General features: G+C 64.7%; 21 protein-coding genes. 13 read left to right on the plus strand and 8 right to left on the minus strand.

Going from position 1 to position 20,590, the window contains the following annotated elements:
* Positions 1-23: 23 nt before the first annotated feature.
* The 3 genes from AC0L24_RS23830 to AC0L24_RS23840 all read right to left on the minus strand — a co-directional run bounded on the left by AC0L24_RS23830 (position 24) and on the right by AC0L24_RS23840 (position 3,996).
* A complete protein-coding gene (locus AC0L24_RS23830) occupies positions 24-1,121 on the minus strand; it encodes a serine hydrolase domain-containing protein (protein WP_127809839.1) in 1,098 nt (365 codons plus the stop codon).
* 84 nt (positions 1,122-1,205) lie between these two features.
* A complete protein-coding gene (locus AC0L24_RS23835; RefSeq protein WP_473564193.1) occupies positions 1,206-2,807 on the minus strand; it encodes an ABC transporter substrate-binding protein in 1,602 nt (533 codons plus the stop codon).
* A gap of 55 nt (positions 2,808-2,862) precedes the next feature.
* Positions 2,863-3,996: an NAD(P)/FAD-dependent oxidoreductase gene (locus AC0L24_RS23840; RefSeq protein ID WP_127809841.1), complete on the minus strand. Its 1,134-nt coding sequence runs from the start codon at positions 3,994-3,996 to the stop codon at positions 2,863-2,865.
* 134 nt (positions 3,997-4,130) lie between these two features.
* Here AC0L24_RS23840 and AC0L24_RS23845 point away from each other — a divergent pair, with 134 nt between their 5' ends.
* Positions 4,131-4,748: a helix-turn-helix domain-containing protein gene (locus tag AC0L24_RS23845; RefSeq protein ID WP_127809842.1), complete on the plus strand. Its 618-nt coding sequence runs from the start codon at positions 4,131-4,133 to the stop codon at positions 4,746-4,748.
* Positions 4,749-4,873: 125 nt separating this feature from the next.
* On the opposite strand, the gene AC0L24_RS23850 is transcribed toward AC0L24_RS23845, so the two are convergent.
* The gene (locus AC0L24_RS23850) at positions 4,874-5,869 is read right to left on the minus strand and encodes an ornithine cyclodeaminase family protein (protein WP_127809843.1); all 996 of its coding nucleotides are present in this window, start codon (positions 5,867-5,869) and stop codon (positions 4,874-4,876) included.
* A gap of 126 nt (positions 5,870-5,995) precedes the next feature.
* Here AC0L24_RS23850 and AC0L24_RS23855 point away from each other — a divergent pair, with 126 nt between their 5' ends.
* Entirely contained in the window at positions 5,996-6,457 is a 462-nt protein-coding gene (locus tag AC0L24_RS23855; RefSeq protein ID WP_023813853.1) for an Lrp/AsnC ligand binding domain-containing protein, read from the plus strand.
* Here AC0L24_RS23855 and AC0L24_RS23860 read toward each other — a convergent pair.
* On the minus strand, positions 6,454-7,353 hold the full coding sequence (locus AC0L24_RS23860) for a LysR substrate-binding domain-containing protein (RefSeq protein ID WP_127809844.1): 900 nt from the start codon (positions 7,351-7,353) through the stop codon (positions 6,454-6,456). The genes AC0L24_RS23855 and AC0L24_RS23860 overlap by 4 nt on opposite strands.
* A gap of 127 nt (positions 7,354-7,480) precedes the next feature.
* Here AC0L24_RS23860 and AC0L24_RS23865 point away from each other — a divergent pair, with 127 nt between their 5' ends.
* Positions 7,481-8,185 (plus strand): SDR family oxidoreductase, encoded by a 705-nt coding sequence (locus AC0L24_RS23865; protein ID WP_127809845.1) that lies wholly within the window; start codon positions 7,481-7,483, stop codon positions 8,183-8,185.
* 49 nt (positions 8,186-8,234) lie between these two features.
* Positions 8,235-9,293 carry a Gfo/Idh/MocA family protein gene (locus AC0L24_RS23870; protein ID WP_127809846.1) on the plus strand — a complete coding sequence of 353 codons (1,059 nt, stop codon included), beginning with the start codon at positions 8,235-8,237 and terminating at the stop codon, positions 9,291-9,293.
* Between the two features lie 72 nt (positions 9,294-9,365).
* Here the strand turns inward: AC0L24_RS23870 and AC0L24_RS23875 are convergent, their stop codons facing one another.
* Positions 9,366-9,965: a DUF922 domain-containing Zn-dependent protease gene (locus AC0L24_RS23875; protein WP_127809847.1), complete on the minus strand. Its 600-nt coding sequence runs from the start codon at positions 9,963-9,965 to the stop codon at positions 9,366-9,368.
* 121 nt (positions 9,966-10,086) lie between these two features.
* Between AC0L24_RS23875 and AC0L24_RS23880 the strand changes: the two genes are divergently transcribed.
* Positions 10,087-10,581 (plus strand): hypothetical protein, encoded by a 495-nt coding sequence (locus AC0L24_RS23880; protein WP_245481703.1) that lies wholly within the window; start codon positions 10,087-10,089, stop codon positions 10,579-10,581.
* A gap of 51 nt (positions 10,582-10,632) precedes the next feature.
* On the opposite strand, the gene pdxR is transcribed toward AC0L24_RS23880, so the two are convergent.
* Positions 10,633-12,057 (minus strand): MocR-like pyridoxine biosynthesis transcription factor PdxR, encoded by a 1,425-nt coding sequence (gene pdxR / locus AC0L24_RS23885; protein WP_127809848.1) that lies wholly within the window; start codon positions 12,055-12,057, stop codon positions 10,633-10,635.
* Between the two features lie 35 nt (positions 12,058-12,092).
* On the opposite strand from pdxR, the gene AC0L24_RS23890 reads away from it, so the two are divergent.
* From AC0L24_RS23890 to AC0L24_RS23900, 3 genes are all read left to right on the plus strand, one after another.
* Entirely contained in the window at positions 12,093-12,845 is a 753-nt protein-coding gene (locus AC0L24_RS23890; protein ID WP_164873819.1) for a pyridoxamine 5'-phosphate oxidase family protein, read from the plus strand.
* Positions 12,846-13,088: 243 nt separating this feature from the next.
* Complete coding sequence (locus tag AC0L24_RS23895) at positions 13,089-13,541, plus strand: GNAT family N-acetyltransferase (protein WP_127809850.1); 453 nt, start codon at positions 13,089-13,091, stop codon at positions 13,539-13,541.
* A gap of 142 nt (positions 13,542-13,683) precedes the next feature.
* On the plus strand, positions 13,684-14,883 hold the full coding sequence (locus AC0L24_RS23900; protein ID WP_174800357.1) for an aminotransferase-like domain-containing protein: 1,200 nt from the start codon (positions 13,684-13,686) through the stop codon (positions 14,881-14,883).
* Here the strand turns inward: AC0L24_RS23900 and AC0L24_RS23905 are convergent.
* A complete protein-coding gene (locus AC0L24_RS23905) occupies positions 14,872-15,162 on the minus strand; it encodes a hypothetical protein (RefSeq protein WP_245481704.1) in 291 nt (96 codons plus the stop codon). The two genes, AC0L24_RS23900 and AC0L24_RS23905, sit on opposite strands and share 12 nt — an antisense overlap.
* Before the next feature lie 322 nt (positions 15,163-15,484).
* On the opposite strand from AC0L24_RS23905, the gene AC0L24_RS23910 reads away from it, so the two are divergent.
* From AC0L24_RS23910 to AC0L24_RS23930, 5 genes are all read left to right on the plus strand, one after another.
* Complete coding sequence (locus AC0L24_RS23910; RefSeq protein ID WP_127809852.1) at positions 15,485-15,913, plus strand: VOC family protein; 429 nt, start codon at positions 15,485-15,487, stop codon at positions 15,911-15,913.
* Between the two features lie 183 nt (positions 15,914-16,096).
* Positions 16,097-16,612, plus strand: a complete 516-nt coding sequence (locus AC0L24_RS23915) for a hypothetical protein (protein WP_127319408.1) — start codon at positions 16,097-16,099, stop codon at positions 16,610-16,612.
* 102 nt (positions 16,613-16,714) lie between these two features.
* A complete protein-coding gene (locus tag AC0L24_RS23920) occupies positions 16,715-17,332 on the plus strand; it encodes a C39 family peptidase (protein ID WP_127809853.1) in 618 nt (205 codons plus the stop codon).
* A gap of 26 nt (positions 17,333-17,358) precedes the next feature.
* Positions 17,359-18,426 carry a D-alanine--D-alanine ligase family protein gene (locus AC0L24_RS23925; protein ID WP_127809854.1) on the plus strand — a complete coding sequence of 356 codons (1,068 nt, stop codon included), beginning with the start codon at positions 17,359-17,361 and terminating at the stop codon, positions 18,424-18,426.
* Positions 18,427-18,519: 93 nt separating this feature from the next.
* Entirely contained in the window at positions 18,520-20,538 is a 2,019-nt protein-coding gene (locus AC0L24_RS23930) for an AI-2E family transporter (RefSeq protein WP_292634619.1), read from the plus strand.
* Positions 20,539-20,590: the final 52 nt, after the last annotated feature.

The raw sequence follows: 20,590 nt of genomic DNA on the forward strand, positions 1-20,590 counted from the left end.
CGGCGCAGAATAGGCCCTACCCTTCATCCAAGAGCTATCCTGATCGCCTTATCGACCACCGGATGGAGGCCACTGGCCTGGAAGGACAGCCGGTTGCCGGAGCCGACATTGCTGGTCATGGCGATGGTCAGGCCGGACAGCGGGTCGTGCAGCATCACGGCGACGTAGCCGGGGATGCTGCCCTGATGGCCGTAGAAGGCGCGGTTGGCGTAGGCGCTCTGGAACATGCCGGCACCGGTTTCGCGCATGCGGGTGCCCGGAAAACTCGCCGGGACGCGATGTTCGAACATTTCGTCGAAGAAGGGCGGCGACAGCAGCTTTCCGGAAAAGAGACCGCGCGTGAAGGCCACCATATCCGACGGCGTCGACACCATGTCGCCGCAGCCATAAGCGGCGCCGAACGGGAAGGAATCGGAGGAATCCTGCAAGTCGTCGGAGTAGGGCAGCACGCCGTCCATGCGCCACATCTCGCCGCCCGAGGCGATATCGGCGGGCGCATTCGCCGCCGGCGGCGGCCGGTGGTAATAGCCGCGCACCATCGATTTCTCCGGAAAGGCCTCGGTTGCCGGCGACCAAGTATTCTCCAGGCCGAGCGGGTGCAGCACCGCGCTTCTGACATAGCCGCCCAGCGACTGGCCGGTGACAGCCTCGATCACCATGCCGGCCAGCACATAGCCGGTGTTGTTGTAGACGGCGGGCCCGCCTGGCGCCTTCTGCTTGTCGGAAACGAAGGCTATGTCGACCAGCTGTTGCGGCGTCCATTGCCGGCTCGGATCCATCGGAATGTAATATTCAAACTCCGGCAGGCCGCTGCGGTGGTTGATCAGCTGGCGCACCGAAATGTCTTTTGCTCCTGGGAGGTCGGGAAACCAGTAGGCGATCGGTGCGCCGAGCTCGAGCTTGCCGTCCTGAGCGAGCTTGACCAATGCGGCGGCGACGAAGGTCTTGGTGCAACTGCCGATCTTGAACAGGCGGTCGGGCGAGACGGCAACGCCATGCTCCCGGTCGGCGAGGCCGGCAGTGATGGCGGTTGGTGCGGCGCCAGTGGAGTATGCGAGTGATGCGCCCACCGCGCCATCGGTGAGATAGGCTTTGAGGAGAGCGTTGAGGTCTTCACGCATGGATTCTGCTTTCGCCGCCAAATTACTGGTTTTATTCATGTCGGTGCGTCCCCCGGCCGGGCCCGAGGGCAGGGTCGCCAAGCTTCACTCCGCCATATCGACAGCGGCAAAGTTCTGCCGGCCGAAGGGGTCGAGCACGTAGTTGAGCACGCTCTTGCGGATCGGGATCGCCACCACCGAATGGGCGATCGGCGCCACCGGCACCTCGACCTTCAGGATCGCTTGCGCCCTGGCGTAGATGTCGGCGCGCTGTTTCGGATCGGCGGCGACGCGACCGTCCTGCAGCAGCTTCTCGAAGGCCGGATCGCACCAGCGCGAGCGGTTGGAGCCGCCCTTCACGCCGTCGCAGGACAGCAGGTAGCTCAGCATGTTGTCGGGGTCGCCATTGTCGCTGCTGCCGCCGAGCAGATAGGCGTCCTGTTCGCCCGCCGCGGTGCGCTTGAGATATTCGCCCCATTCAAAGCTGACGATCTCGGCATTGACGCCGACTTTCGCCCAGTCGGCCTGGATCATCTCGGCCATGCGCTTGGCATTGGGATTGTAGGGCCGCGATACCGGCATCGCCCACAGGCTGATCTTCAGGTCGCTCTCGTGGCCGGCTTCCTTCAGCAGCGCCTTCGCGCCATCCGGGTCATAGTCGATGCCGGCGTCGGTGACGGCCCCGATCTGCGCCGGCGGCACGACGCTGCCGGCGACCGTGCCGGCGCCGGCATAGACGGCGTCGACGATCGCCTTGCGGTCGACGGCCTTGGCCAGCGCCATGCGCACGCGCACATCGCCGAGCGGCTGGTGTTCGACATTGAAGCCGAGAATGCCGATGTTCTGGCCCTTGAGGTCGAGCACGGTGATGTCGGGGTCGGTGCGCAAATCGGCGACGGCGCTTGGCGGCGGCGGGGCGGCGACCTGGCACTCATTGGCCTTGAGACGCTCGACGCGCGTGGTCGGTTCGGGCGTGACGGCGAACACCAGCGTGTCGATCTTCGGCGCGCCGCGCCAGTAATCCTTGTTGGCGGCGTAGCGGATCTGGCTGTCGGGCACATAGGCCTGCAGCACGAACGGGCCGGTGCCGACGGGCTCGCTATCGATCAGTTCCGGCGTGCCGGCGGCGACCATCTTTTCGGTCTGCTCCAACGACAGGATAGAGAGATAGTCGAGCGCAATGCCGGGCAGGAAGGTGACGTTGGCCGCCGTCAGGGAGAAGCGCACGGTGTGGTCGTCGACCTTGTCGATCTTGTCGATCAGCGAGCCCATGCCCAGTGCGTTGAAGTACTCGTAAGCGCCGCCGCCGAGCTTGTGGTAGGGATTGCTGGCGTCGCGCTGGCGGTTGAAGGTGTACAGCACGTCGTCGGCATTGAACTCGCGCGACGGTGTAAAGTGGTCGTTCGACTGGAATTTCACGCCGTGGCGTAGGTGGAACGTGTAGATCTTGCCGTCGGCTGAGACCTCCCAGCTTTCGGCCAGCGCCGGCCCGACCTCGGTGGTGCCAGGCTTGAACTCGACCAGCCGGTTGAAGATCGTCTTGGCGGCGGCATCCATGGTGGAGTCCGCCGTGCCGATCGCCGGGTTGAAGGTTTCGGGATTGGCTTCCGAGCAATAGACCAGGGTTTTGGCGTAGGCCTGTCCGCCAAGAAGGACGGACGAGGCCAGCAAGGACGAGGTAAGGACTGCGCGCAGAACGGATTTCATCGCAAACGCTCCTGATGACACTTTACGGGTTGAGGGAAGGGCAGGCCGGTGAAGTTCATGGCGTCGCCGCCGGGGTGATGAAACGGTCGGGCGCAAGCGCGGCGGAGGTGATACCGCGTGCCGTGAGATCGTCCGGCAGCGGCTGGCCGCGCAGCAGCGCCGCACCCAGCCGCGCCAGCGTCAGCGACACCTGGAAGCCGTAGCCGCCTTGGCCGCCAAGCCAGAAGAAGCCGGGCAGGCGCGGGTCGAAACCGATGACCGGCGTGCGGTCGGGCGAAAAGGTGCGCAGGCCAGCCCACGGCGTCGACGGACGGCCGATGCGCAGCGACGTCGCCTGTTCGATGCGGTCGACGGCGATGGCGACGTCGATGTCTTCCGGAAAGGCGTCGCAGGGTTCGGAATCGGTCTCGTCGGCCAGCGAGCCGATCAACCTGCCGGCATCGGGCTTGAAGTAGAATTGTTCATGCAAATCGACCACCAGCGGCCAGGCGCTGATGTCCGTGCCGGCGGGTGGATCGAACAGGAAGGCGGTGCGGCGCTTCGGCCGGAAGCCGAGACCGGAGAGACCGGCCAGCCCGGCGACGACATCGACCCAGGCGCCAGCGGCGTCGACGACGATGTCGGCCTGGTAGGCGCCGGCACTGGTGGTGACGCTGAAGCCGTTTGCGACGCGAGAAATCTCCAGCACTTCCTGGCCGGTGCGGATCACGCCGCCGCCGGCCTTGAGCGCGGAGGCTGAAGCCGCAAGCATCTTTCCCGTGTCGACATCGAGCGCGCCGGGTTCATGGACGCCGCCGCAGGTGGTTGCCGTGGCGATGACCGGCACCAGCGCGGTGACTTCCGTGGCCGACAGGCGCCGTACGCTCGGCACCAGCGCCTGCATCTCGGCCGCCATGCGGTCGACGGCTGCACTGTCTTCGACACCGCCGACGTGCAGCGCGCCGCGCCGGTGGGCGGCGAAGCCGCCATCGATGATCGCCTGCCGGCTGGCCAGCGATAGCGCCCGCACCAGCGCATTGCCATAGGTTTCGGAAAACAGCGCCGCGGAGCGGCCGCTGGCGTGGTAGCCGAGATGCAGCTCGCGCTCGAGCACGGTGATCTCGGCCCAGGATTGCACGGCCGCCGCCAGCGAAAGGCCGGCAATGCCGCCGCCGATGACGACGATTTTTTGGAGAGACTTGGACTGCATGCTCTAGGGGTAGAAATAATTTCGTATCAGTCAATATTTAGCGTATAAGAAAATTATTAGCGTTGTTGATGGCGGCAGGGAGTTGGACTACCAAGGGTGAAGAAGCGGCTCAGTGGCCGCGCCAGGAGCTGACGATGTCGGAGCAACCGAACCTCGGTGATTGTCTGCGCGGCTTGAGAAAGACGCATGGCTGGACCTTGCAGGAGGTCAGCACGCTGACCGGCGTCGCGGTGTCGACGCTGTCCAAAGTCGAGAACGACCAGATGTCGCTGAGCTACGACAAGCTGCTGCAGGTCTGCGAGGGGCTGAGCATCCATGTCACCGAGTTGCTGAGCGGGGACCGCAAGCAGCCGGCCGCGCGCACCCGTCGTTCGGTGACCTCGCAGTCCAACACGCTGCGCCAGCTGACCCGCAACTACGATTACCGCTATCTGGCCACCGATCTGGTGCGCAAGCGCATGGTGCCGATCCACGCCTATGCGCGCGCCCGCACGCCGCAGGAATTCGGGCCGCTGACCAGGCATGCCGGCGAGGAATTTTTGATCGTGCTCAAGGGCGAGATCGAGCTGCACACCGACCAGTACGCGCCGGTGCGGCTGAAACAGGGCGACAGCGTCTATATCGATTCCACCATGGGTCACGCCTACCTGTCGGTGGGCGAGGGCGACGCCGAGATGCTGTGCGTCTGCTCCGGCGACGAGCCTGACATGGAGGGCGCGCTGCTGAGCGTGCTGGAGACGGTGGAGGGGTAGGGGCTGGTCCCAACCCTCCACGTTGGTGCCGCCCCTCATCTGGCTGCCGCCATCTTCTCCCCGTAAACGGGGAGAAGGACGATCCTATCGACGGGCGGCGCTGGCTCCACAATTGAGCGGCTCCGCTACAGCGCAACTACACGTCCCATTCCCCGCCGAACCGCCTCGCGGTAGGCGAGGTCGGCGGCCACCATGTCTTCCATGGCGACGCCCATGGCCTTGTAGACGGTGACCTGATCGGCGCTGACCCGTCCCGGCCGCCGCCCGAGCAGCATGTCGCCGAGCTCGATTCCGGCTTTCGGATCAATGCCCGCCAGTTCGCAAGAGCCGACCGGCGTCGGAGCAAAGGCGTCCCTGGTCTCGACGAACAGGCTGGCCCGGCTGATAAGTTGGACCGGCAATTCGCCGCCGGGCGGGGCGACGCCGACCGATGAGATGTGAGTGCCGGGCCGCACCCAGTCGGCCGAGATCACCGGCGCATAGGAATGCGTTGCCAGGCAGACGACGTCGGACGAGCGCACCGCGGCCTCTATATCGGCGACGGCAACAACGCCGGGATGTTGCGCGGCAAGCGCCTGCGCATCGGCGAATTCCTTCGAGACGACGCGGATCTCGGTGAAGTCGCGCACCAGCGGCAGAAGATGCAGATGCTGGCCGGCCTGCACACCGGCGCCGACCACCGTCGCGACCTTGGCGTCGCGGCGGGCGAGTTCACGCACCGAAAGCACGGCCGAGCCGGAGGTGCGCACGGCGGTGATGTAGGTGCCGTCCATGACGCAGACCGGCATGCCCGTCTGCGGGTCGAACAGATGGATGGTGGCGAGGTGGCTGGGGATGCCTTTGGCGACGTTGCCCTCGAAGACGTTGACGATCTTCACCGTCAGATGCATGCCCGCTATCCATGCCGACATCGCCAGCGAATAGCCGGCCTGCGGAACATCGAGCTGCGGCCGTGCCGGTTTGACCACCTTGCCGCCGGACAAGGCCTTGAAGCCGCCATCGAGCACGTCGAGAAGCTGGCGCAGGTCGATGCAGGTTTTCACCTCGGCCTCGCTCAGGATGAGTACGGGCATGTCACCCTTGGCCTGGGCGCTGCGGGAGGTCGATATCGCTGATGTCATGGGATCCGCTTTCGTTGTCGGTTGCACGACAACGGTATTGCGGTCCGGGAGCGTGATGAAATATACTGTTTTTGCTATTTTGGCGTGATTATCACGTTTGGTCTGCTCAAAAAGTGTGATCCTGAAATGGACGATCTCGACCGTATCGACCGCTCGCTGCTGCGTTTGTTGCAGGAGGACGGCCGCCGCACGACGCTCGATCTGGCGCGCCGGGTCGGCCTGTCGCCGACCGGGGCGACGCAGCGCGTCAAGCGGCTGTTCGCCGAAGGCTTCATCCGCGCCGTGCGCGCGGTGCTCGATCCGGCCCGGATCGGGCAGGCGCAGCTCGTCTTCATCGAGGTGCGGCTCGACCACACGGCGCCGCATGTGTTCGACCGCTTCGCCGAGGCGGTTCTGCGGGCGCCTGAGATCATCGAATGCCACATGGTGGTCGGCGGCTTCGACTATCTGGTCAAGGCGCGCATCGCCGACATGGCGATGTTCCAGGATTTCCTGCAGCGCGTCATCCTGCCGCTGCCCGGGGTGCGGGAGACACACACCTACGCTTCGATCGCCAATGTGAAGCCCGACGCCTTGCTGCCGATCTAGACTGGCAGCCCGTCTCCGGCATCGAGCAACCATTGCCGCACGGCTTGCGTAGGCTCGGGGTGGCGCTGTTTTCTCGGCATCACGACATAAAAATCCTGCGTGCCGCGCATTTCGCCGCTGACGGGCTGAACCAGGCGGCCCGTGGCGAGATCAGCGGCTACGAGGAAGCGGCTGGCCAGCGCAATGCCCTGGCCGGCGACGGCCGCGTCGATGGCGAGGCCCGTCTGGTTGAAGCGCATCCGTTTCAATTCGGTCGTCATCTTCAGGCCGACCGCTTTCTCCATGAATTCCGGCCACAGATTGTGGGCATCGTGCAGCAGCACATGGTGCTGGATTTCGGAGGCTGCGATTTCAGCAACACCTTCCGGCAGCAAGGCCGGGCTGCAGACGGCGACGATCTGCTGGGGAAACAGCAGGTCGACGATCAGCCCAGCGCCGAAGGGCGGGCGGCCTTGCCTGACCGCGATGTCGACGCCATCGGCCTGAAAGCTCGACAGGCTCTCGCTGGCCAGAACGCGCAGATCGACCAGCGGATTGTGCGCGACGAAGTCGTGCAGCCTCGGGATCAGCCATTTAGTGGCGAAGCTCGGCGTCACGCTGATCGTCAGCCGTGCCGGTTCGGGGCGCAACAGCAGCGTCGCCTCCGAGATCAGGTCGAAGGCGCGGCGGATGTTGGGCACATAGGCGCGGCCCTCATCGGTAAGCGCCAGGCCGCGCGGCAGCCGCTCGAACAGCTTTGTGCCGAGATCGGCTTCCAGCCCGCGAATGTGCTGGGCGACCGCCCCTTGGGTTACGTTCAGCTCTTCGGCCGCGATGCGGAAGTTGAGATGACGCGCCGAGGCTTCGAAGGCGCGCAGCGCATTCAATGGCGGCAGGCTGAGGAAGGCTTCGGGCATACAGGAGTTTTTCTACAGGTTGATTTCAGGCATTCTGGTTCGAACCAGCGGGGAAAACCAGCTATATCAACGCTCAGCTCCCGAAAACACCGCTTGCGGTGCCCGCAAACCCTGAGAGGAAAATCCGATGAGTGTAGAAAAAGTAGCTGTGGTGGTGGCCGGCGGCAGCGGCATGGGTGCGGCGGCGGCCAAGCGGCTGGCGGCGGACGGCTTCAAGGTCGCCATTCTTTCGTCGTCCGGAAAAGGCGAGGCGCTGGCTGGGGAATTGGGCGGGCTGGGCGTCACCGGCTCCAACCAATCCAATGAAGATCTGCAGCGTCTCGTCGACCTGACGCTCGAACGTTTTGGCCGCATCGACGTGCTGGTCAACAGCGGCGGCCACGGGCCGCGCGCGCCGATCCTCGAAATCACCGACGAGCAATGGCACACCGGCATGGATGTCTATCTGCTGAACGTCATCCGTCCGGTGCGCATCGTGGCGCCGCAGATGGTCAAGCAGAAGGGCGGCGCCATCATCAACATCTCGACCGCCTGGGTGGTAGAGCCGAGCCCGATGTTTCCGACGTCCGCTGTGTTCCGCGCCGGGCTTGCCGCCTACACCAAGATCTTCACCAATACCTATGCCGCTGACAATGTGCGCATGAACAACGTGCTGCCCGGCTGGATCGACAGCCTGCCGGCCACAGAAGAACGCCGCGACAGTGTGCCGATGCAGCGCTATGGCACCTCGGAAGAGATCGCCGCGACCATCGCCTTCCTGGCGTCCGAAGGCGCCGGCTACATCACCGGCCAGAACATCCGGGTCGACGGCGGCATCATACGCGCTATTTGAGGGCGTCGGCCGGGAGGGGATCCCGGCATCTCACCCCAAGGAGCAAAGAATGCGGCTTTTGATACTCGGCACCGGCTGGATGGCGCAGGAACATGCGCGGCGCTTCACCGCCATCGACGGCGTCGACATTGTCGGCGCGGTCGATGTCGATCCGGCACGGGTCGTCGAGTTCGCCGACAGTTTTGACATTCCCAACCGCTTTACCGCGCTGGAGGAGGCGCTGACATGGGGTGAGTTCGACGCGGTGGCCAATGTCACGCCGGACCGCATCCACCACCCGACCACCATGGCGCTGATAGCCGCCGGCAAGCCGGTGCTGTGCGAGAAGCCACTAGCCGAAAACTATGGCAAGGCGACCGAGATGGCCGACGCCGCCGAGGCCGCCGGCATCGTCAACATGGTGAACCTCACCTATCGCAATGTGGCGGCGCTGCAGAAGGCCCGCCAGATGGTGCAGGCGGGCGAGATCGGCACCGTCAGGCATGTCGAGGCGTCCTACCTGCAAAGCTGGCTGGTGTCGAAATTCTGGGGCGACTGGCGCACCGATCCGAAATGGCTGTGGCGCCTGTCACGCGGCCACGGCTCCAATGGCGTGCTTGGCGATGTCGGCATCCACATCCTCGATTTCGCCAGCTATGGCGCAGCCGTCGACATCGACCATGTCTTCTGCCGGCTGCGCGCCTTCGACAAGGCGCCCGGCAACCGCATCGGCGACTACGGGCTAGACGCCAATGACAGCTTCGCCATGACGCTGGACTTTTCCAACGGCGCCTTCGGCGTGGTGCATGCCAGCCGCTGGGCAACGGGCCATCTCAACGAACTGCGCCTGCGCATCTATGGCGAGAAGGGCGGCATCGAGGTGGTGCATAATCTCGACGGCTCGGCGCTCAAGGCCTGCATCGGCGAAAACGTCGAGAACGCCATATGGGAAGAGCTCGACGCCGGCACGGTGCCGACCAACTACCAGCGTTTCACTGACGCGGTGCGATCCGGCGTGCAGACCGAACCGTCCTTCCGCCATGCCGCCGAATTGCAGAAGGTGCTGGATCTGGCCGTCGTCTCGGACGAGAAGCGGGCGGAGCTGAGGGCGAGCGCTGAAACGCGGTGAGCTGGGCGAAGCGGCCGGCGCCAGCGGTCGAAGATAGCACTGCCGTCAACTTCGGACTGCGGTCCGCTCCAGTCAGGGGCCGGTCACGAGCGAAAAAACCAGTTTCTGTAAATTGCCGCCATCGCCGAATTCGACGCGGTCGAAATCGCGGCTTGCCAGCACCCGCGCCTTCGAGATCGCGTCGAGCCGCTTCACCACCTCGGCCCTTGTCTTGCTGCATTTGGGATCGTCGGCGACGGTCAGGCCGTTCGTCGCGGCTTGGATGTCGTGGACCATCTGGACCATGCTGGCGCCATGCACCTTCTCATGGGCGGCGACGCCGGCGATGAAAGTTTCCCAGTTCTTCTGGACGGCGGGCGGCAGGGAGCCGGAGGGTTTTGGCAAGGTGTAGGTGACGATCAGCTTCGGCCGCCCGGCCGTCAGCACGCAGTCCTTGCCACTGGGCTTGTAGTCCCTTAACCCCCAGGTCAGCTTGAAATTGGTGTAGGCGATGGCGCGGGCAATGCCGAGCTTTGGCCCTTTCTCGCCGATCGAGCGGTAGAGTTCGGCGCCGGACCGGCCCGAGATCGCGTAGGGCTCGATTTTCTCGACCGGCTTCCACTCGGCACGAGCGGTGAGCGGCGAGGCAAGCAGGGCGGCAAAGGACAGACACAGGCGAACGCAGGCTCTCAATCCAACTCTCCACGAAACAGGACCGGCTGCCGCAACGGGCAATGCCATCGGATCGCTTTTCCTATATGCTGCCGACGGGCGCTGCAAATGCCCTGGAGGCAGTCAATTGGGGGAGTCATGCATGAGAATTGCACATCTCATCGTCGCTGGTGCCTTGGCCGTCGTGCAGGCCGCGCAGCCGGCGTTTGCCGCGTCGTGCGGTGGCTGGAGCGCCAAGATGGAGGAAGACGAGGGCGGCAGCGTGCTGACGGCTTCGGTCTGCGGCGGGCCGAAAGGCGATGCGCATATGATGCTCACCTGTTTCGACACGCCAGTGCTGAGCTACGATCTCGGTGCCGCCGGCCAGCAGCTGGAACCTGGCATCAGCGGTTCGTTCGCGTTCAAGGCCGACGGCAAGACGGTAACGAAGACACTGCAGCTGGAGGCCATGTACAACTACTTCGTGGTCAATCTGGCGAAAGCCGATCCGCTGCTCGACCTGCTGCGCGGCAAAGGCGATGTGTCGGTCAGTTCAGCCAAATATGGCGAGATCAGCTTTCCGCTGAAGGGCTCCAGCGCGGCCATCGGCAAGGTGCTGGCGCAGTGCGGCAAGGCCGGGCCAGCGGATGGGGATTGACGGGGCTCTACAGTTCGATGCCGGCGCACCAATGAGGCGGTTCTCGTTGGCTCACCGGGCTTGCTGCCGAACCACCCCACCCAGTCGCACCGTCGCGGCCATCAACTCTTCGTCCGAAAACCCCGAAAAACCCAGCACCAGACCTTGCCGAGGCGCCCCGCCGATGAACATTGAGGACAAGGCCCTGGCGCCGACACCCGCCGCCTTCGCCGCCTCGACGATCGCGGTGTCCGGCCCGGCGTCCTTCAGCGTCGCCATCAAATGCAACCCCTGTTCGGGCACGGTTACTTCGAGGGCATCGCCGCAATGCGCCTCGAGGCCGGCGACCAGGACGTCGCGCGCGGCCTGGACGCGGCGGCGCACGCGCCGGAGATGCGCGGCGAAATGGCCTTCGTTCAACAGGTCGGTCAGCGCGCCTTCGGCCAGCGTCGAGGGGAAGCGGTCGGAGCGCGCCCTGACCGCCATCACGGCATCGAGCAGCGCTTCGGGCACCACGACATAGCCGATGCGCAGGCCGGGGAAGAGGATTTTCGAGAAGGTGCCGAGATAGGCGACACGGTCTGAACCGTCCATGCCCTGCAGCGAGGTCAGCGGCGGGCCGGCATAGCGGAACTCGCTGTCGTAGTCGTCCTCGATGATCCAGGCATCGATGCGCCGAGCCCAGTCGAGCAAAGCGAGACGGCGGCGCATCGTCATCGTCACGCCGAGCGGATATTGATGCGAGGGCGTGACATAGGCCGCGCGCGCCTTGGAGCACAGGCTTTCGCCGATCTCGGGATCGAGCCCTTCCGCGTCGACCGGTACCCCAAAAACCCTGGCGCCGCTGCCGGCCAGCACGGCCTGCGCCATGGGATAGCAGGGGTTTTCGATCCAGACGGCATCGCCGGGGCTGAGCGCGGCGCGCACCAGAAGATCCAGCCCCTGCTGCGTGCCCGAAGTCAGCACGATCTGGCCGGCATCGCAGCGCACGCCGCGTGCGGTCCTGAGATAGGTGGCAATTGCCGTGCGCAGCGGCAGGCCGCCGCGCGGATCGCCATAGCGGAAATGCTCCGGCCCGGGGCGAGCGAGGTGGCGCGACAGAAGGATGCGAAACAAATTAAGCGTGCGCGGATCGGACACCGCCACGCCAAGGCCGCAAGGCAGCGAGGTGGCGGCATCGATCTCGGGTGGCCGTGGCTTGACCAGTGTTGTCGGCAGATGCGGCACGTCAGGCGCGACGAAGGTTCCGGCACCGATCCTGGCGACGGCGAAGCCTTCCGAGACCAGCATTTCAAAACAGGCAACCGCCGCCGAACGCGATAGGCCGAAGCGCTGTGCGAGATCCCGGGTGGTCGGCAATTTGGCCCCGGCGGCCAGCGCGCCGGTCTCGATCAGCCGCCTGAGCGCCGCATAAAGCTCGCGGCTGCGCGGGCCGTCGCCCGGGAGGACCGGGATCAGCGCCGACCAATCCGGCAAATTGGTCTGTTTTTTCTTCATCGGATTGGTTCTTTTATCAACCAATGTCATGGCGCATGGTTGGCAGACAACAACCAAGGATGCAAGCCGTGAACGACACGCCAGCCAGCTTTCCGACCACCAGCCGCAACCGCGTCAAGCGCCTGCACGAGCGCGGCAGCTACGACCATGCGGCAGTCTTCGCGGTGCTGGATGCCGGGCTGCTGTGCCATGTCGCCTATACGTTCGACGGCCAGCCCTATTGCACGCCGACCATCCACTGGCGCGAGGACGACATGCTCTACTGGCACGGCTCGTCGGCCAGCCGCATGCTGCGCAATCTGCGCGACGGCACGCCGGCGTGTCTGACGGTGTCGCATCTCGACGGGCTGGTGCTGGCGCGCTCGGGCTTCAACCATTCCGCCAATTACCGCTCGGCGATGTGTTTCGGCACGGCGCGGATCATCGATGAGCCTGATGAGAAACTGAAGGCGCTGGCCGGCGTCGTCGACCGCTTCTACCCCGGCCGGAGCGAGACTCTGCGGCCGATCTCGGTGCAGGAGGCCAAGGCGACGACGGTGATCGGCATGCGCATCGAAGAGGCATCAGCCAAAGTGCGCGCCAAGGGGGTCGCCGACGACGAGGAGGATTACGGGCATCCGGTGTGGGCCGGCGTCATCCCGGTGCGGATGGTGGTCGGCGCCGCCGAGCCGTGTCCGAGGCTGCTGCCCGGTGTGGAGCGGCCGCAGAATCTGGCTAGATATGCCGAGGGTGCGAGACTTGATGACGCGATGACGCAGGCGCAGCTGGCGTATGAGGGCGGGGTGTGATTCGCGCCCTTTCCCTTCTCCCCTCGTGGGTCCGAAGGACGGGGCGAGACCAGTGGTTCGCCCCAGGGCGGTGGCCTCGCGAAGCGGGGTCGGATGAGGGGTGTTTCAGGGAACGCCAACGCCTCACTCCGCTGGAACACCCCTCATCCGTCTCGGCGCTGACGCGCCGATCCACCTTCCCCCACAAGGGGGGAAGGGAGAGGGCACCTTGCCGCTGCCGCCGCCTCGCGATATCTCGACACCATGATCACCTTCCGCCGTGCGCAGGCCTCCGACCTGCCTGATATCGTCGCGATGCTGGCCGACGATCCGCTTGGCGCCGGCCGCGAGGACGCTGCCTTGCCGCTGGCGCAAGGCTATGTCGATGCTTTCAACGCCATCGACGCCGATCCCAATCAACTGCTGGCGGTGGCTGTCGAGGGCGGCGAGGTGATCGGCACCCTGCAGATTTCTTTCCTTGCCGGGCTCTCGCACAAGGGCGCGTGGCGCGGGCAGATCGAGGCGGTTCGGGTTGCCGGCCACCGGCGCTCGGGGGGCGTCGGCAGGCTGATGATCGAATGGGCGATCGATGCGTGCCGGGTGCGCGGCTGCGGCCTCGTCCAGTTGACCACCGACAGGTCGCGCGCGGACGCGCACCGCTTCTATGAGAGCCTCGGCTTCACCGGCAGCCATCTCGGCTATAAGAGAACCTTGTAGTTTCCCGCCCCCGTCCCGCCCGGCCAGCGGCTGGCGCATAGCGGACGGCTTTCAGGCCCTATTCAAAGCGCCGGCAAAGACTGATATAGGTCAGCCAAGTTGACCTATATTGCAGCGTCTGGGGAGGCGTGTCGTGACCCTTATGAATTTGTTGGCTTCGCGCTCGTCGCGCATGAAAGCGTCCGAAATCCGCGAGCTCCTGAAGCTGCTCGACCAGCCGGACATCATTTCGTTCGCCGGTGGTATTCCCGATCCGGCGCTGTTCCCGGCCGAGGCGATCCGTGACGCCTATGCTTCGGTGCTGGGCGGCGCGGAGGCGGGTGCGGTGCTGCAGTACCAGGTCTCGGAAGGCTACCTGCCGTTGCGGCGCTGGCTCGCCGGGCAGATGGGCAAGCTCGGCGTCGCCTGTGACGAGGCCAATATCTTCATCACCTCCGGCTCGCAGCAGGCGCTGGACTATCTCGGCAAACTGTTCCTGTCGCCGGGCGATACCGCGCTGGTGACGTGGCCGACTTATCTCGGCGCGCTGCAGGCTTTCAACGCCTATGAGCCTCGCTACGACCGGCTGACCCCGGCCGGCGGCAACATGACGCCCGATGCCTATCGCGCGGCAGCGGCAGCAAATGGCGGCAAGGCCAAATTCGCCTATCTGGTGCCGGATTTCGCCAACCCGACCGGCAACACGCTGAACCGTGAGCAGCGCGAAGCGGTGCTCGACCTTGCCGGCGAACTCGACATCGCCGTCATCGAGGATGCCGCCTATCGCGCGCTGCGCTATGACGGCGACGGCGTGCCGCCGATCCTGGCGCTCGACTGCATCAGGTCCGGCGGCATCGACAAGGCGCGCACGCTCTATTGCGGCTCGTTCTCGAAGATACTGTCGCCGGGCATGCGCGTCGGCTGGGTTTGCGCCCCGCGCCACATCGTCGAGAAACTGGTGCTGATGAAGCAGGCCTCGGACCTGCACAGCCCGTCGATCAACCAGGTGGTGATGCATCGTGTCGCCGAAGCCGTCTTCGACGGCCAGGTGGAAAAACTTATCGGCGCCTATCGCGAGCGCCGCGACGGGCTGCTCTCGGCACTGGAATCCAATATGCCGGAAGGCGTGACCTGGAGCCGCCCGGAAGGCGGCATGTTCGTCTGGGTAACGTTGCCGGAAGGGGCCGACGCCACCGAGCTTCTGGCGCGGTCGGTGAAAGAAGGGCGGGTGGCCTTCGTGCCGGGCAGCGCCTTTTATGCCGACGGCACCGGGCGCAACACGCTGCGGCTGTCCTTCACGCTCGCCGACCGGCGCGCGGTGAGCGAAGGCATTCCAAGGCTAGCCGCCATCCTAAAGGGATAGGCCGGCTCCGGAGGCCGGCTTTTCCTCCGCCATCACAGTCACCAGCCGCTCAAGCTTTGAAAGCCTGGTGCGAGCAAGCTTGCGGACCGGCTTTTCGAAACCTGCTTCGCCGTTTTCGACGACGAAGACCAACGTCATGAAATCGAGCATGAACTCATCGATGGCTGCCGCGACCTCGCGCGACCTGCCCTTGAACCGGCGCAGCAGAGCGGTTGCTTCCTCGATATCGTCGACACCGGCGCTATCGACCAGCGCTTCGAGCCTCTGAAAACAGTCCAATCGCAATTCCTCCCACCGGGGCACCCAACCCGGTTGTGAGCGGAAAGTTCCAAACTGTGAGTGCTCTCGCGAAGAAATCGCCTCCACCGCTTCCGCGGTTTCGACGGGCCATCGGCAATTTTTTGTTCGGGTGGAACCTCCGCGGCCACCGAAGGTTCTTACCAGGTCTGATCCCCCCTCAGACCCCTGAAGGCTAGACATGCTTTCCAAAGGCCCGCCGGCTCCCCTCCCGGCGGGCTTTTTGTTTGCTGGATAGAACAAGTATCCGCATTGACGACGCCCTGTCCGAACCTAAATTCGAACCTCACGAGGAGGCATCTTTATGGAAACCCAGGAATTGCATCGCGGCCGGCTCATCGACCACATCCAACTGGTGGTCAGGGATCTCCCGGCCAGCCGGCGTTTCTACGAGGCGGTCTTGCAGGCGATCGATGTTCCGATCGGTGGGATCGGCGACGATTTTTTCTGGGCCGACGAGCTGTTTGTCTCCACTGCCGACAGCCGGGCCGCACAGGGAAAACTCACCGGTCGCCATCACCTGGCTTTCCAGGCAAGGGACCACGCCATGGTCGACGCCTTCTACAAGGCCGGACTGGCGGCTGGCGGCACGGACAATGGCGCGCCGGGCGAACGGCCCTATCATCCCGGCTATTACGCCGCCTTCCTGCTCGATCCCGACGGCAACAACATCGAGGCCGTCCATCACGGTCCGCATAGTCGCAGCGCCGCTTCGGTGAAGATCACCTTCTAAGCTGCCGATATTCAGCCGGCCGGATCGCGGGCGCATGCGATGCCTGAGAGAAGTTGCCTTGCGTTGCCAGATTGGTGGCCCCGATGCTAACCGTGCAAATGGCGGGCGGGAATCGGTATGGAAGCAACGCGCGCTGCAAATCCTCAATAAAACTCCCCTTACCCCCTTGGAGATACATTTTTTATGCAAAACCCAACAAGGGCGATCTGTGCCGCCACGCTTTTATTTGCGATCGGGGCCGTGGGCCTCACAAGTATATCACCTTTTGCTTATGTTTCATCGGCGCAGGCGCAGGAGGAATATCTTCCGACCCAGAAGGATTTTGTCGGCAAATGGAAACTCAACGGCGGAGCCATCCGGCCGCCGCGCGATATGAAGGATGCGCCGACGCCGGAACAAGAAGCGGCCGCCAACGAGTTCCAGCAGACAGTGACCGCGTTTTACGGCGCGTTCGACTATCTGGAGATCACGGCGGACGGCCGCTACAATTTTCATCAGCCGGGTGATCCGACGTCGGGGCCTTGCGTCTGGTGCGGAACCTGGTCCTTCAGCAACAGTTCGGCGTGGCTCAAGCTGGAGACGGCGCCAAGGCTGGATATCTACGCCAAGGACGGCGACATGCAGATGACCTACACTGTCGAACCCGACGAAAAATCGAAATATGCTTGGCTGGTTTTCGGCTGGACGAAGGCCGAGTAGGCGGCGGCGCACGGCTCGCCACACCTAAACGGGCCTAAGCGGCTTTTCATCCATCTCGTATCCTCGTATACGAGATGGAGCCAGCCGCCCGAGGAAGTCCGCATGAGCCCATTGCCTGAAACCGTGCCGTTTTTCAGCCAGTGGGAGACGCCCGACCTGACGCTGGACGTGCTCGCCGACGGCGCGGATGTTGCGCTCAGGCGCGATCCGCTGTGGCGGCGATCCGGGGCGGAGACCCTCGATGAGTATGCGGCCTGGGCGGCCAACATCTGCGGCATGGCGTGCCTGAAGATGATCCTCGCCAGCCGCGGCGAGATCGTGCCGACGATCGAGCTTGCCAGGCGCTGCACCTTATATGGCGGCTATGTCGTCAACGGGGGATCGATCAAGGGGCTGATCTACGCGCCCTTCGTCAGCTTCGTGAAAGAGGTTTTTGGACTCCGGGCCGAGGTGGTGACCAATGTCGCGACGGCCGAGATTCCGGCGATCATGCAGCGGACGCGCTTCTTCATCGCGTCGGTCAGCAGTTCGATCCGCTGGCCCGAGCGCGAGCCGCCCTCGAAGGGCGGTCACCTGGTGCTGGTCACCGCGGCGTCCGACGAGGGTTTCCGCTTCCACAACCCGTCAGGCCATGACCCCGCCACACAGGCAGACGCAGTGTTGGCGCCGGCCGATTTCGACCGCTTCTTCGCCAATCGCGGCATTGCCGTCGCCATTTGATTTTTTTTGACAGTCGAGGGATTTCGATGACCGGTAAGACAAGAGTGGCCATCCTCTATGGCGGGCGTTCGGCCGAGCATGACGTGTCGCGCCTTTCGGCCGCCAATGTGCTGAAGGCGATCGACCGGACGCGCTACGACATCGTGCCGATCGCCATTACCAAAAGCGGCAGATGGCTGCTGCAACAACTTGATGACGCGGCAGGGGCGCCGGCATCCGAAGATGGTGCCGAGGTCGCGCTGCTGCCCGGCGGCAAGGGCCGGCTGGTCGCCGTCTCGCGGGATGGTACGCAGCCTGACCTGCCCCCCATCGACGTCGTGTTCCCGGTGCTGCACGGGCCGTTCGGCGAGGACGGCTCGGTGCAGGGCTATGCCGAGGTCGCCGATGTAGCCTATGTCGGCTGCGGCATCCTCGCGTCGGCCGCGGCCATGGACAAGGATGTCGCCAAGCGGCTGATGCGCGAGGCGGGATTGGCGGTTGCCCGCTCCGTCACCGTGCATCGAAACGGCAAGCATTCCTTCCAGGAGATTGCCGGGGCGCTCGGCCTGCCGTTCTTCGCCAAGCCGGCGCGCCAGGGCTCGTCCTTCGGGGTCAGCAAGGTGAATGACAGGGATGGCTTCGAGCAGGCCATCGACACGGCTTTCCGCTACGACGGCAAAGTGTTGATCGAGGAGTTCGTCGAGGGCCGCGAGATCGAGTTCTCGGTGCTGGAGCGCGCCGACGGGTCGCTGACGGTGTCGCTGCCCGGCGAGATCATTCCGGCCGGCAAGCACGGCTTCTACACCTATGAGGCAAAATATCTCGATGCCGACGGCGCGCTGGTCAAGGTGCCCGCCGATGTCCCGACCGATGTGGCCGAGAAGGCCAGGGATATGGCGCGGCAGGCGTTCCAGGCGCTTGGCTGCGAAGCCATGGCGCGCGTCGATTTCTTCCTGCGCGCCGATGGCAGCCTGCTCGTCAACGAGGTCAACACCATTCCCGGCTTCACCGACATCTCGATGTATGCCAAGGCGCTGGCGGCGTCAGGCATCGGCTACAGCCAGACCATCGACGTGCTGATCGAGCATGCGCTGGCCAGGCATGCGGCGCGCTGATCCGATCGGTCGAGAGTGGCCGACGCGGGCCGGATCATTGCCCGTTGAGCGAGGCGTATTTCATCGTTGGCTAAAGTTGCACGTCCGCTCTATATGCCCGATCATGGCATTTGGCAGGGGAGGCATCACGTGGCCAATCGTCGAAACGGCACGGCGTCTCCGGCTGATGGGCTAGGGGACGCCCTTTCAGCGGCCGCGCCCCATCCGCGAACCTCTTTGCCCAATATGGCGGCCATCGTCACGACGGTGGCCGCACTGTATTTCGGGCGCGAGGTTTTCCTGCCGATCGCGATCGCGCTGCTGCTGACCTTCGCACTGGCGCCGCTTGTCTCAGCTCTTAAAAAGATAGGCATTCCCCGGATTGCCGCCGTCATTGCCAGCGTGCTCGGCGCTTTCGCGGCCCTTGGCCTGTTCTCCTTCATCGTCGCTACGCAGGTCAGCGAACTGGCGCAGAACATCCCAGTCTACCAGACCAACATCCTGACCAAGATCCGCTCGCTCAAGGAAACCGGGGTCGGGGGCGGGATCCTTGCCAGACTGAGCAAGGTGGTCGAGCGGGTCGGCCAGGAGATCGACCGGCAGGACCCCTCGCTGCCGGCTGCCACCCCGGAAAAGCCGCCGCGCGAGCCGGTGCCGGTCGAGATCGTCGCGCGCGAAAGGCCGCTCCAGGTCCTGCAGAACATCGTCGGTCCGCTGATCAGCCCGCTTGGGTCGGCCGGACTGATCATCGTCGTCGTCATCTTCATGCTGCTCGAGCGGGAGGATCTGCGCGACCGCTTCATCCGGCTTGTCGGCTACGGCGACCTCCACCGCACCACCGAGGCGCTTCAGGATGCCGCCAAGCGGGTGGGCCGCTATCTCTTGATGCAATTGGTCGTCAACATCGTCTACGCCGTACCGATCGCGATCGGGCTCTGGGCCCTCGGTATTCCCAATGCGCTGCTGTGGGGGCTGCTGGCGCTGGCGCTGCGTTTCGTTCCCTATATCGGCCCGATCATAGGCATGCTTTTGCCGCTGTTCCTGGCGCTGGCCGTTGCGCCGGGCTGGTCGCTCGTGCTGTGGACCGCCGGCCTGTTCGTGGTGATGGAGCTGATCACCGGCAATATCATCGAACCCTGGCTCTACGGTTCGCGGACAGGACTGTCGCCGCTGGCGATCATCGTCGCGGCGATTTTCTGGACGTGGCTCTGGGGGCCGCTCGGGCTGATCCTGTCGACACCGCTCACCGTCTGCCTGGTGGTGCTGGGCAGACACGTGCCGCAGTTTGAATTCCTCGACGTGCTGTTCGGCAACGAGCCCGTGCTCGAACCCCATGCGCGCCTGTACCAGCGGCTGCTGGCCGGCGATCCGGAAGAAGCCACCGACCATGCCGAGGAGATGCTGGAGGAGAAATATCTGGTCGAATTCTACGACAAGGTTGCCATTCCGGCGCTTTTGCTGGGCGAACAAGACCGTGTGCGCGGCGTCATGGGCGATTTGCAAAGGCGGCAGGTGGCGGCCAGTGCCCTGATGCTGGTCGCCAATCTCGACGACAGCGCGCAGGAGGAGGCAGGCGAGGAGGAGTCGCACGTGGCCGCAGAGGCGAGCGACGATGGCGATCCAAGCGGGGAGGACGAGACCGAACTGCCCGATGGCACGGATATCTCCGTGCTTTGCGCCGGCGGGCGTGGCGAGCTCGACGACGCCGCCGCCGCTATGCTGGCGCAGGTGCTGGAGGTGCAGGGCGCGACGGTATCGAAAGCCGGCTTTGCCGATATGGAGCCCGCCAGCATTCGCCGCCTTGAGCTCGAAACCGTCGACACCGTCGTGGTCGGATTCCTGAACCGGGATTCCGTCAAGCACGCCCGCTTCCTGGTTCGCCGGCTGAAGCGCGCCAAGGCCGCACTTCGGGTGGGAATCGTGTTCTGGTCGGAGGCCGCTGCTGAGGACAAGGAGACGGCCGACAAACTGGCCCGTGACTTGAACGCGGATTTCGTGGCGCATGGCATGGTCGACGCCGTGCTGGGCGCGCTCTCAAACGAGCCGCCGGTCGCTCTCAAGCTCGTCGCCAAACGGCGCATGCGGCGACAGCGGGCCGCGTCCAAGAAGGTCACGGCGGCAGCGGCGGATTAGGCCCTGCCTTTGCCTTCTTCGGCAATGTCGGGGTCGACAAGCCAGGCACGAA

This window comes from Mesorhizobium sp. WSM4809 (genome assembly GCF_055811655.1).